Source organism: Sulfurospirillum halorespirans DSM 13726, from assembly GCF_001723605.1.
GTDB classification, from domain to species: domain Bacteria; phylum Campylobacterota; class Campylobacteria; order Campylobacterales; family Sulfurospirillaceae; genus Sulfurospirillum; species Sulfurospirillum halorespirans.
On sequence record NZ_CP017111.1, the window covers coordinates 763,404 to 776,445 of the forward strand.

At 41.3% G+C, this 13,042-nt stretch carries 11 protein-coding genes and 1 tRNA gene; 11 read left to right on the forward strand and 1 reads right to left on the reverse strand.

Going from position 1 to position 13,042, the window contains the following annotated elements:
• Positions 1-10: 10 nt before the first annotated feature.
• The 11 genes from SHALO_RS15260 (at position 11) to SHALO_RS03885 (ending at position 12,228) form a co-directional block, all read left to right on the forward strand.
• Entirely contained in the window at positions 11-154 is a 144-nt protein-coding gene (locus SHALO_RS15260; RefSeq protein WP_145923221.1) for a lipoprotein, read from the forward strand.
• A complete protein-coding gene (gene nadB / locus SHALO_RS03840) occupies positions 155-1,615 on the forward strand; it encodes an L-aspartate oxidase (protein ID WP_069477430.1) in 1,461 nt (486 codons plus the stop codon).
• Positions 1,612-2,961: a sodium:proton antiporter NhaD gene (nhaD, locus tag SHALO_RS03845; protein WP_069477431.1), complete on the forward strand. Its 1,350-nt coding sequence runs from the start codon at positions 1,612-1,614 to the stop codon at positions 2,959-2,961. Before nadB ends, nhaD begins: the two co-directional genes overlap by 4 nt.
• Before the next feature lie 164 nt (positions 2,962-3,125).
• Complete coding sequence (gene guaA, locus SHALO_RS03850) at positions 3,126-4,661, forward strand: glutamine-hydrolyzing GMP synthase (RefSeq protein ID WP_069477432.1); 1,536 nt, start codon at positions 3,126-3,128, stop codon at positions 4,659-4,661.
• 4 nt (positions 4,662-4,665) lie between these two features.
• Positions 4,666-5,292 (forward strand): uroporphyrinogen-III synthase, encoded by a 627-nt coding sequence (locus SHALO_RS03855; protein WP_238585284.1) that lies wholly within the window; start codon positions 4,666-4,668, stop codon positions 5,290-5,292.
• Positions 5,293-5,552: 260 nt separating this feature from the next.
• On the forward strand, positions 5,553-6,824 hold the full coding sequence (gene purD / locus SHALO_RS03860; RefSeq protein ID WP_069477434.1) for a phosphoribosylamine--glycine ligase: 1,272 nt from the start codon (positions 5,553-5,555) through the stop codon (positions 6,822-6,824).
• Positions 6,817-7,272, forward strand: a complete 456-nt coding sequence (locus SHALO_RS03865) for an RDD family protein (RefSeq protein WP_069477435.1) — start codon at positions 6,817-6,819, stop codon at positions 7,270-7,272. Before purD ends, SHALO_RS03865 begins: the two co-directional genes overlap by 8 nt.
• Positions 7,232-9,415 (forward strand): LPS-assembly protein LptD, encoded by a 2,184-nt coding sequence (locus SHALO_RS03870; protein ID WP_084010692.1) that lies wholly within the window; start codon positions 7,232-7,234, stop codon positions 9,413-9,415. Before SHALO_RS03865 ends, SHALO_RS03870 begins: the two co-directional genes overlap by 41 nt.
• A 29-nt stretch (positions 9,416-9,444) precedes the next feature.
• Positions 9,445-11,688 (forward strand): polyribonucleotide nucleotidyltransferase, encoded by a 2,244-nt coding sequence (locus tag SHALO_RS03875; protein ID WP_069477436.1) that lies wholly within the window; start codon positions 9,445-9,447, stop codon positions 11,686-11,688.
• 102 nt (positions 11,689-11,790) lie between these two features.
• Positions 11,791-12,093, forward strand: coding sequence for a F0F1 ATP synthase subunit C (locus tag SHALO_RS03880; protein ID WP_025343956.1), 303 nt, complete (start codon positions 11,791-11,793; stop codon positions 12,091-12,093).
• Between the two features lie 50 nt (positions 12,094-12,143).
• Positions 12,144-12,228, forward strand: a tRNA-Leu gene (locus SHALO_RS03885).
• A gap of 72 nt (positions 12,229-12,300) precedes the next feature.
• On the opposite strand, the gene SHALO_RS03890 is transcribed toward SHALO_RS03885, so the two are convergent.
• Positions 12,301-13,035: a DNA adenine methylase gene (locus SHALO_RS03890; protein ID WP_069477437.1), complete on the reverse strand. Its 735-nt coding sequence runs from the start codon at positions 13,033-13,035 to the stop codon at positions 12,301-12,303.
• Between the last annotated feature and the right edge of the window lie 7 nt (positions 13,036-13,042).

A 13,042-nucleotide genomic window follows, 5' to 3' on the forward strand; every position in this document is an offset into this window, starting at 1 on the left:
GTTGTACGAGATGAGAAATTATACTTTTAGAATCTTTCATACGTTGATTATAGCATGTTTGGGCTTTGCGCTGCTTGGTTGCGGTTACAAAGGACCTCCTGTTTACGACGATGGCAACACAACGGCAAAAACACACAAGAAATCACTTTACTAAATGAAAACATCGTACGATGTGCTGATTATTGGTACGGGTATCGCAGGTCTTAACACCGCTTTAGCACTTCCAAAGTCATTGAGCGTTTTGATCGTTTCCAAAGATTATGCGTGGGAGTGCAATACGTTTTATGCACAAGGTGGCGTTGCGGTGGCGAAAGATGACGCCGACATCCCTTTACATGTAAACGATACATTAAGCGCTGGAGCAGGGCATTGCGACAAAGATGCGGTCAATGTTCTCTGTTCAGAAGGTCCTGCTGCCATCAAGCGCTTGATCGATAGGGGATTTAATTTTGACACCGATGAAGCAGGCAATTTGCTCTACACCAAAGAAGCCGCTCACAGCACCAACCGCATTTTACACGCAGGTGGCGATGCGACGGGGCGGTACATTCACCTCTTTTTAATGGAACAGCTGCCCTTTCCTATTTTATACAACACGCACGTAACCGATCTGCTCCTTGATGAGGGAACCTGTTATGGCGCGCGTGTTTTTCACAACGATACCATTTTCAATCTCTATGCACGCAAAGTGATTATCGCCAGTGGTGGCGTAGGATCACTGTATGAGTACCATACCAACGCACGCACCATTAGTGCCGATATGCAAGGCATTTGTCTGAGTCACGGTATTGCACTTGCGGATATGGAGATGATGCAGTTTCATCCGACCGCGTTTGTTTTGGGTAACAGTGTTCGCAAACAGCTTTTAAGCGAGTCTTTACGCGGTGAAGGTGCACTGGTCGTGGATGAAGATGGCAAGCGTTTTGTGTTTGAGTACGATCCAAGAGGTGAGCTTGCTCCTCGCGATGTGGTGAGTCGTGCCATTTTTCAGTACAAGCAAAAAACACACAAAGAGGTGTATCTCGATCTTAATGCATTTTCAGAAGAGCATTTTAAACAACGCTTTCCGAGTATCTATTTTAATATGAAAAATATTGGTTACAATGTGCCACACCAGAGAATTCCGATCTCTCCAGCATTTCACTATTCGATGGGAGGTATCAAAACAGATTTGCACGGCAGGGTTTTACATGTAAACGATCTGTTCGCTGTCGGCGAATGCGCCCACACGGGAGTTCATGGCGCTAATAGATTGGCGAGTAACTCGCTGCTCGAAGGCTTAGTCTTCTCCGAAAGAGTCGCTAACGAAGTGATCGCAACGCAAGAATCCACAAAGACGATGAAGCATTTTAGTGAAAACGAAGCAGTGTTGATGTGTGAAAACGATAAGGTGCTTAAAAATGAACTGCGCCACTTAATGTGGAATGAGGCGGGCATTATACGAGAAAATCAGGGGTTGGAAAAGGCTCTGCAAAGGGTTGAAGCGATGCTGGCATTGCCGATTGGGAAGCTTTTGAGGTTGAGGCTTTTGGTTTCACGCGAGATTATCACCAGTGCATTGAAACGAAAAACGTCTTTGGGCGCACACTACATAAAAGAGGAAGTTACACGATGAAAATAGCGTTCGTACTATTGGTTTTGGTAAATACCATCTGGGCATCCAGTGGGCAAGATATGACAACAACATGGGTAGGAATTGTCTGCTTGTTTGTGTTTGTGATCGGGTATTATATGGTCGCAACCGAAGAGAATTACCATATCAATAAAGCAAAGCCTGCTTTGTTTATGGGAACATTTATTTTTGTTCTGATTGGAATTTACAACGTGATCAATGGCTTAGATAGCAGTGCATTAACACGCAGTGTTGATCATCTGATTTTAGAAATTGCTGAGATATTCTTCTTTTTATTGGTCGCGATGACCTATATTGAGGTTTTGATTGAGCGAAGAGTGTTTGATACGCTCAAATACAACCTCGTCTCTAGGGGCTATTCGTATAAAAAGCTCTTTTGGCTTACCGGTGCCTTAGCCTTTTTTATCAGCCCCGTAGCCGATAATTTAACCACCGCATTGATTTTATCCACCGTTTTGATTACGATTGAAAAAGAGAAGCCAACCTTTTTGGTGCCAGGAGCGATTAATATCGTTGTTGCCGCCAATGCTGGAGGTGCGTGGAGCCCTTTTGGGGATATTACAACCCTCATGACGTGGATGGCAGAAAAAGCACCTTTTACGGATTTCTTTTACCTCTTTCCTGCAGCTTTCTTGGGTTGGGTGCTCACCGCATGGCTTTTATCGTTGTACGTACCTGCCGATAAGCCTCACTTTGATGTCTCAACGGAAATGCGCGTTAGCGTTTTAAAAGGGGGCAAAGTGGTGATGGGTCTTGGCGTTGTTACCATTGTCTGTGCAGTTCTGTGTCAGCAACTCTTTAAACTTCCTCCGATGTGGGGCATGGTCTTTGGACTTTCGCTCTTAAAACTTTACAGTTACCAACTCAAACGAAGGCATCATGAAGAGCTCAATACCTTTAAATCCATTGGCAAAATTGAGCACGACACACTGCTCTTCTTTTTTGGTATTTTAGCCGCTGTTGGCGGGCTCCATTTTTTAGGTTATTTGGATTTAGCTGTAAAATTGTATGATAGCCTTGGTGCAACAACGGTCAACATTGGTATTGGATTTCTCTCCGCCATTGTGGACAATGTTCCTGTCATGAGTGCGGTGTTAAAAGCCAATCCCGACATGTCCATGGATCAATGGCTTCTTGTGACGATGACGGCTGGAATTGGTGGCAGTTTGATTAGCTTTGGCTCTGCCGCAGGTGTGGGCGTGATGGGAAAACTCAGAGGGATTTATACCTTTGGTTCTCACATGAAGTACGCATGGACCGTGCTTGCAGGTTATATTCTCTCCCTTGTCGTCTGGTACGTACAGTTTGAAATACTTGATTTATATTAGACTTCTTGCATCATTGCAAGAAGTAAAAGCACCAAGGGTGCGCGGGCTTTCCGCCAAGGAAAACTCAGTGTTAACGTAGGTTTCAAAGCTTTGCTTTGAAAGCGTGTGGTAGTCGTTTAAAAGAGTTAATTAAGTTTGGTTTATATTCAAATAGAAGGAAATAAATGAAAGAAGTCCCTATTTTAGTCTTAGATTTTGGGTCACAATACACGCAGTTGATTGCACGTAAGCTCCGTGAGAGTGGTGTTTACTGTGAGATCGTCCCGTACAATGAGAAGATTGAGGCTATTAAAGCACGCAACCCTAAAGGTATTATTTTAAGTGGTGGTCCCGCATCGGTGTATGCGAAAGATTCGTACCATCCTGATGCGAAAGTGTACACACTGGGGCTTCCGATTTTAGGGATTTGTTATGGCATGCAACTTTTAACGCAATACTTTGGTGGTAGCGTGATTCCTGCGACGCACCAAGAGTATGGTAAAGCCAAGTTGCAATTTGAGAGTGATCATAAAATTTTTAAAGATACGACATGCGGACAGATCGTCTGGATGAGTCATGGCGATAGGGTTGAAACACTTCCAGCAGGATTTGAAAAAATTGGGTACAGTGAAAATTCACCGTATGCGGCTGTTGCTGATGAAAAACGTAGTATTTACGCGTTTCAGTTTCATCCAGAGGTATTTCACTCAGAGCAAGGAAGCAAGCTTTTGAAAAACTTTGCCAAACACATTTGTGGTTGTGAAAGTACGTGGAATATGGGCTCATTTGCGAAAGAGCAAATTGCAAAGATTCGTGAACAAGTCGGTTCTAAAAAAGTGTTGTGTGGCGTGAGCGGTGGCGTTGATAGCTCTGTGGTTGCAACCCTTTTAGCCGAAGCAATTGGCGATCAACTCGTTTCGGTGTTTGTGGACAATGGACTTTTACGAGCGCACGAGCGTGAGCAAGTTGAAGCGATGTTTAAAAGTCGTAATGTGCCTCTCATCACCGTCGATGCGAGTGAGAAGTTTTTAAGCCGATTGGCTGGTGTGAGCGATCCTGAGAAAAAACGTAAAATCATTGGCGAAACCTTCATTGAAGTGTTTGATGAAGAGGCGAAAAAACACAATGGCATTCAGTTTTTAGCCCAAGGCACACTTTACACTGACGTGATCGAATCCGTCTCGGTCAAAGGCCCTTCTAAAACCATTAAATCGCACCATAATGTGGGCGGACTTCCTGATTGGATGACGTTTGAACTTATCGAGCCATTACGCGAAATCTTTAAAGATGAGGTCAGAATTTTAGGAGCCGAACTAGGACTTCCAAAAGATATGCTCTCTCGCCACCCTTTCCCAGGACCTGGTCTTGCGATTCGCATTATGGGTGAAGTGACCAAAGAGGATTTAGTGCTTTTACGAGCGGCCGATGTCATTATGCTTCAAGAGCTTCGTGCGACGGGGTATTATGAAAAAACATGGCAAGCCTTTACCGTGCTTCTTAATGTCAAAAGTGTCGGTGTTATGGGCGATAATCGAACGTATGATAACACCATTTGTGTCAGAATCGTCGATGCAACCGATGGAATGACTGCAACCTTTGCGCACATTCCGCATACGGTTTTGGAAAATATCAGCCGACGTATTATCAACGAAGTGGCTGGCATTAACCGCGTGGTGTATGACATCTCTTCCAAACCACCTGCAACGATTGAATGGGAATAAAAAAGTGATCTACCTCTTCAGCGACACAGCGTATGAGGGGGTAGTGCATCTGCCTCTTTTTGAGATCGCATTTGATCCCACTCCGATTGATTTGAAAGGGTTTGATGGAATCATCTTTACCTCCAAAAACAGTGTCAAAGCACTTGAGCAAAGTGGCACGGCGTGGAAAGCCAAAAACGCCTATGCCATCGGTGAAGGAACCGCTTCATTGATCGAGCATTTGGGTGGTCATTTGGTCTTTACATGTAAAGAGTCGTATGGCGATCGTTTTGCTAAAAATCTCCTCCCTCTAGTAGAATCCCAAAACGTCTTTTTCCCCAGAGCCAAAGAGGTCATTTCTTCGCTTTTTGAGATCTTACATGTAAACGGCATTGCCATAGAAGAGCGCATCGTGTATGAGACACACTGCAAGCAGTATCCTCTCTCTTTTGCTCCTGTGAAAGAGTCAAAACTCATCTTTACAGCACCTTCCACCGTGCGTTGTTTTTTGAAAAATTTCGCATGGGATGAGAGTTATACGGCGATTGCCATTGGTGAAAAAACAGCTTCTGCTCTGCCTTTACATGTAAACTGTAAGGTCGCTTCCACCCAAAGTATTGAGGCGTGCATCGCCTTGGCGAAAGCTCTTTAGAAGCTAAAATTCTTTATAATTGAAGAAGTTTAGTAATTAACTTGCCTGGGTGAAGCGACAACCGTTTTCATGAGGGTCCAACAAATAGTATATGGGAATACGTACGTTTTTGGTGTGCCTGTGGTTTTGTTTGAGCTTTGCGAAAAGTGAGAGATTGCAGCCTAAAGAAAAGGTCGACTCCCAGAAGTTGGCTTATTAGGGCCACTTCAATCACGGAACGCTCACTTGGGTTTTTACATATAAATTTGGAGAAATAATTGATGAAAGTCATGGTTGTTGGTAGTGGTGGCAGAGAGTATTCTATCGGGTTGGCACTTAAGCGAGACCCCAATGTAACCGAAATTTTTTTCGCACCTGGAAACGGTGCAACCCCACAACTTGGACAAAACGTTACATGTAAAGATTATGAAGCTTTGGCGGATTTTGCCAAAGAAAATGGCATTGATCTCACCATCGTAGGCCCAGAGACGGCACTTGTGGAAGGTATCGTCGATAGTTTTAAAGCTAAAGGGCTTGTCATTTTTGGCGCTTCTAAAGCAGCAGCCAGACTTGAAGGCTCAAAAATATTTATGAAAAACTTTCTCTCTCGTTATAAAATTCCAACCGCTAAATTTATCGAAACGAATGATGCCCAAAAAGCCAATGATTTTATCGAAACGTTAGAACTTCCTATCGTCGTAAAAGCGGATGGTCTGTGTGCTGGCAAAGGCGTGATTATCGCGCAAAGTAAAGACGAAGCCAAAGAGGCTGTGGCAGATATGCTCAGTGGAAAAAGCTTTGGCGATGCAGGGCTTGGTGTGGTTGTGGAAGAATTTTTAGATGGGTATGAGCTTTCGTTATTTGTGATTTGTGATGGCGTGGATTATAAAATCCTTCCAGCGGCGCAAGATCATAAACGCCTCAAAGACAACGACATTGGTCCTAATACCGGTGGTATGGGTGCGTATGCGCCAACGCCATTGATTGATGATGAACTCTATAAAAAAGTGGAAGAACGCATTATTAAACCAACATTAGCGGGAATGCAAAATGAAAATGCCCCGTTTGAAGGTGTGCTGTTTATTGGCTTGATGATCGTGAAAAATGAGCCGATTGTTTTAGAGTACAATGTTCGTTTTGGCGATCCTGAGTGCGAAATCTTGATGCCACTGTTAAAAACCCCTGCGAGCGAGCTTTTTTACAAAGCTGCGACAGGCGATCTTAAAGATTTAAACATTGAATTTTTTGATAAATATGCGATTGCTGTGGTGATGGCAAGTGAAAATTATCCGTATGGCGATTCAAAGCCTTCTGAAATTATTGTCGATAAAAGTGTGCATGCAGGTCTAGCGAACACTCATATTTCGTATGCAGGTGTAAGCCTTGAAGAGGGCAAACTTTACGCCACAGGTGGACGTGTGCTTTTATGTGTGGGCGTTGGGGAAAGCATCAAAGAGGCACGAGAATTTGCCTATTTACTGTGTGGGCAAGTCCATTTTGCAGGCAAACAGTTTAGAAGTGACATTGCGTATCAGGCACTTAAACATGACTAATGATGAGTTAATCGAAAAGTTTGAGAGTGAAAATATTACATTATCCACGCTTCAAAAGCGAGGGTTGGCGTATATGATTGATGAAATTTTGATCTCTGTTTTGTTTGCATTGATCTATTTTGATCAAATTCCTGATAACATGACGACCGAAGAGATGATAGACGCGATCAATGGTCTTTTTGGCTATGTCGTTGTGTTAAAAGTGATCTATCAAACCTATTTTGTATGGATGTATGGGGCAACGTTGGGGAAAATCGCGATGAAAATCCGAGTCATCTCCACCGATGATTTGGAAAAACCTTCCTTTTTGTTTTCACTCAGTCGCGCTGCCTTTAGAATTGTCAGTGAGTCCATCTTTTATTTAGGTTTTGTATGGGCCGCTTTAAATCCAAAAAGAGAGACATGGCATGATAGAGTTGCCAACACGTTGGTGGTCAATGCACATTAAATTTTTTCTTTTCGTGGCGCTTTCTTTAGGAAGCTTATGGGCAGCACCTGCACAAAAAACACCCGCACAAAAAGGTCCTCAAGATGTTGAGGTGTTGGCTGAAAATGTTACCAAACAGGGTACGTTAATTCATGCCATCAACAACGTAGTTCTTTACAGCCCCAAATACCTTATTACCGCAGATGAAGCCTATTATGACACAGCTAGTGGTGATTTAGAGCTTTTTGGCAATATTACGATGCTAGAAGGTGTCAGTTACGCCTCTCGTACAGGCCACACAAAACTCAATCTCAATACCGATATAGGCGTTTCAGATCCACTCTTCTTTTACGATGAAGAGACAAATGTATGGATCAAATGTGAAAATGCTATTTTAAATCCTGAAACCTACATCACCCAAAAATCCATTGTCTCAAGCTGCAATACCCAAGAACCTGACTGGAAAATCGCTTTTACCTCAGGCGAATTTAACAAAGAGAGTAAATGGCTACACCTCTACAACCCTGTCTTTTACGCGAACGATGTGCCCGTTTTTTACCTTCCTTATTTTGCATTTTCAACCGATACGACACGTCGCACAGGACTTTTACAGCCTGAATTTGGCTTTGGAAGTTCAGAGGGTTTTTATTACATGCAACCCATCTTTATTGCACCTGCGGTGGATTACGATGTGGAGCTTCGTCCACAAATGCGTACCAATAGAGGTGAAGGCATGCACGGAACCTATCGTTTTGTAGACTCTGCTTACTCCAGTGGTGAGATCACGACGGGGTATTTTAATGAACACAGTGATTATGCGGAAGAAGAAAATCTGAAAAACAGTTCGCATTATGGCTTACATGTCATGTACGACCGCAGTCAACTGTTAAGTACGAAATATAACAATCTTGAAGATGGTTTATGGCTTGATATTAACTATCTCAACGACATTGACTATTACAATACGATGAGTAATGAGACAACAAGCTATGATAAATTAGTGACTTCTCGCCTTAACTACTATATAAAACAAGATCAAGACTATTATGGTGTGTATGCAAGATATGATATTGATACGTATGCTAAAGCACAAACTGGTACAAATGCTAAAACCTTACAAGAGTTGCCAACGCTGCATTACCACCATTTTACATCGCCGCTAGTGTTAGATAATTTACTCTACAGTGTTGATTATAAAGCTAGTAACTATACGCGCCAAGAGGACACAACTGCCTTTCAAAATCAAGTGGATGTCCCTTTCTCTCTCTACTTTTCACTGCTGCAAGATTATTTACATGTAAGCGTTTCAGAAAACATTTACGCATCGCATATTGCCTATGGCAATGATGATACAAACGATAATGAAGGAAAATATTGGAGAAATTACCATAAAATTTCACTCTTCACAGAGCTTGCCAAACCGTATGATAATTTTTACCATACGATGTACATTGAGCTTAACCATATTATTCCTAGTAAAGAGGATGAGTCAGGATATTTTGCTGATTTTATTACGCTTAATACGCTTGCCAAAAGCACCTCTTTAACCCTCAAAGAGTTTTTTTATAACGGAGACGGTGAGAAGAAAATCAGTCATAAATTAGTACAGTTTTACTATGATGACTATGATTATAAGTATGGTGACTTGGAAAATGACCTTAAATATCATGTAAACGAGCAACTCTCTTTTGGACATAATCTCTCTTATTCAAATGAGTATAGTAAAATTTCACGAAATCAAATTTCGATTAATTACAGTGACGAGCTTTATTCAACCTCCCTTCGCTACACCTATCAAGATTCAGTTTATAAAGAAAATACAATCTATAAAATTACTGAAAGTACCTCTACGGATGAAGATTATAGCTATGTAACACTTTATGCCGACACCAAGTATTTTACCCATTATAATATTTTTACAAGTGTCAATTATGACGTTAAAGCGGATGAATTTAGATCGTGGGCATTTGGCTTTAAAAAGACATTAAAATGTTGGGACTACTCTATTCAATATAAAGATACAACAACGCCAAAATCAACGAGTTCAAGTAATGGAATTGATTCGGTCAACAAACAAGGTATTATGTTTATGTTTAATCTCTATCCAATGGGTAGTGTTAGCTATGATTTCTCAAGAGAGTCAGAGCAAAAAGTTACAAATTAAAATTGAGTAAAAATTCAAGGAGCATCAGCGTGGAATATAAAATTAGAGTGAATAACCAAGAAGAGATTTACGATCTTGGCAAAGTTGCAAAACAAGCAGCAGGGGCTGCATTATTAAAGATTAAAAATACGGTTATTTTAGCAACGGTTGCGCGAGATGATTCCCAAGTTGGTGAAAATTTTGTACCGTTAACCGTGCAATATGTTGAAAAAACCTATGCGGTTGGAAAAATTCCTGGAGGCTATTTTAAACGTGAGACAAAGCCAGGTGATTTTGAAACATTAACCTCACGTATTATTGATAGAAGCCTTCGCCCACTTTTTCCTAAAGGGTATGCTTATCCAACACAAATTGTTATTTTCGTCTTAAGCTGTGATCCTGAAGTTGATCTTCAAGTAGCAGCGCTTAACGCTGCGAGTGCGGCACTTTATCTTTCCGATATTCCTGTGAATAAAGCCGTTGCAGGTGTGCGTATTGGTTACATTGATGGGCAGTATGTTGTGAATCCTTCCAACTCAGCTCTAAAAACAAGCACGTTGGATCTGTATGTTGCTGGAACAAAAGAAGAGCTCTTAATGATCGAGATGCGCTCCCTCGCTTCCATGGAGAGTATGAGCCTTCCTATTATGGCAATTGACCCAATGCTTGATCCTACCCTTGCACAGAACGTTATTGTGAAGCAATCCGTTAATGAATTTGATGAAGATGCGATTGTTGCCGCAATCGATAAAGCGCAAAGTGCAATTACTGAAGCGACAACGGCGTATGAAAATACCTTTAAACCTCTTAAAAAAGAGGATGCTGTACTTGATTATAAACAAGATTTAGCGAATGATTCTATTTTTGCGTACGTGGATGAATTCTACAAAGACGAGGTTAACAACGCGATCAACCAAATGGCAAAAAGTGAGCGTGCGAGTGAGCTTGGAAAAATTGTTACTAAAATTTTAGGTGATGAAGTAGCGGTCTTGGAGGGCTGGAGCAAAGAGTTAGTGGACAGCGTTGTGCAAGCGTATAAAAAGAAAATCGTGCGAGAGATGATTATTGAAAAACGTGTGCGTGCTGATGGTAGAAAGCTCAATGAAATCAGACCGATTAGCATCGAAACCAATCTTTTACCTTTAGCGCATGGTTCATGCCTCTTTACCCGTGGTCAGACACAAGCACTTGCAGTTGTCACACTGGGAAATGATAAAGATGCGCAAATGTATGATCTTTTGACGGAAAAAAATACGATTAACGATACCTTTATGGTGAACTATAACTTCCCAGGTTTCTCCGTAGGTGAAGCTTCTCCGCTTCGCGCTCCTGGTCGAAGAGAGTTGGGTCATGGCAATCTTGCACGTCGTGCACTTGAACCTGTTCTTGATAGAAATCGTTTGCAAACCATTCGTTTAGTATCAGAGATTTTAGAATCCAACGGCTCCTCTTCTATGGCAACCATTTGCGGTGGCGCATTAGCGCTGAAGGCTGCTGGAGTCAATCTTGAAAAACTCGTAGCGGGTATTGCTATGGGACTTGTTTTTGAGGGCGATAAACATGCGGTTCTCAGTGACATCATGGGCTTAGAAGATCACGATGGTGATATGGACTTTAAAGTCGCTGGAACAAGAGAAGGCATTACAGCACTTCAAATGGATATTAAATTGGGCGGCATTTCACGTGATGTCCTTAAAGAAGCATTGTATCAAGCCAAAGAGGGTAGAGCGCATATTTTAGGCTTGATGGAAGCGGCAAGTGAAGAGATTGTGATTAACAATGCCATTTTGCCAAAACTGGAACTCTTTAGTGTCGATCCTTCCAAAATTGTGGATATTATTGGACAAGCGGGTAAAACGATTCGTGAGATTATTGAGCGATTTGAAGTCTCTATCGATCTTGATCGTGAAAAAGGCGAAGTGAAGATCGCAGGCGAGAACAAAGAAAAAGTAGAAGCGGCTAAAGAGCATATCATCCAAATTACCAATAAGCCTTCTTTTGGCGGACGTGGTGGTGGAAGAGATAGAGGAGGAGATCGTCATAGTTCTCCAAGAGAAGAAAAACCAGTGCCAACTTTCGTGCAAGATGAAGTAGTTGATGGTGTGGTGAAACGCATTGTTGATTTTGGTGCGTTTATTGAACTTCCTGGTGGGATTGATGGATTGTTACATGTATCCAAAATTGCCGATCACCGTGTGGATAAAGTAAGCGATTATTTAGCCCTTGAGCAAAAAGTTCGCGTTAAAATCTTAAAGCAAACAGGAAATAAAATCGAGCTTGGCTTGGAGCGATAACTTTAAAGGCTTTTTAACAATTGGATGGCTATAATCTCGCTCACAAAGTGGAAAGTAGGGATGTCATCCGAACAGACTTTGAAAAACACATAGGAGTAATCTTTGAAAAAGATTCTTTTTTTAATGGTAGCATTTGCAACATTCGCGTTTGCAGGTGAGGGTGAAACAGTTAAAGCATATTCAGCACTCGCTGTTGGTATCGTACTTGGTCTTGCTGCACTTGGTGGCGCAATCGGTATGGGTAACACTGCCTCTTCAGCAATTTCTGGAACAGCAAGAAATCCTGGTCTTGGTGGTAAACTTGTAACAACAATGTTTATTGCACTTGCAATGATCGAAGCACAAGTTATTTATGCACTTGTTATCTCTTTGATTCTTCTTTACAAAAACCCATTTCTTGGTTAATTAACACAACAAACACGTGAGACCTTCTAAAAGGTCTCACCTTCTTTTATGCGGTCGTGGTGGAACGGTAGACACGCTACCTTGAGGTGGTAGTGCCCTACGGGTGTGGGGGTTCAAATCCCCCCGACCGCACCATTTTCTTATTTTTACCCCCTAAAATAGGCACTTTCAGAACAAACCAAAAAAATTACTGTTTCCCCCACATACCTAAATATTAAGCGTATTTTTCAAACTTTCATAAATAACCATTTGTTCATCAAAAGAGAGCTTTTGAAATTTAGAAATCCACCGATCACACTTACGTTTTATTCTTTGTCTTTCAGTAAATGTAGATCCAACATAGTCATATTGATGTTTAATATACTCATCAGGATTAAAAGATGTCCATAGACTTTCAATTCTAACACCACCACGTGACATCGTTTGAAATTCAAAATAAAACCAATCCTGAAGCATAGACATATAAAGATCACTCTTATAACCACTAATAATAAAATAAAGATTTTTTGGAAATTGTAATAATCTGTCTCTCATGAGAGACAAAAGCTGTCTATGCTGGAGCATAGTTAATTCATGTTCATATTGTGATCGAACATAGTCAGAACGAACCTCAGGAAGATAAGGAGGATCAAGATAGACTAAAACCTTTTTGCCTTGTCCAACATAGTCACATATAAAAGTATCAAGAAAAGAAAAGCAATCAACATTCAAAACAGTAAAATTATCATAAGAAGAATAATGAGTTTTTAAAAAGCGTATAAGATCGATATTTTTATCAATTAAAACATTGTCCACCATAGCCATTTTTTTTAAAGAAGCAACAACAGCACAACCACAAAAAGGTTCAATGTAAACATCATGAAAAGGCATTTTATTTATTATCCATTGCGCAACACCTGAACCGCCTTTTCGACCTAGATAGTTTCCTGGTAACATAGTCATTTTTGTA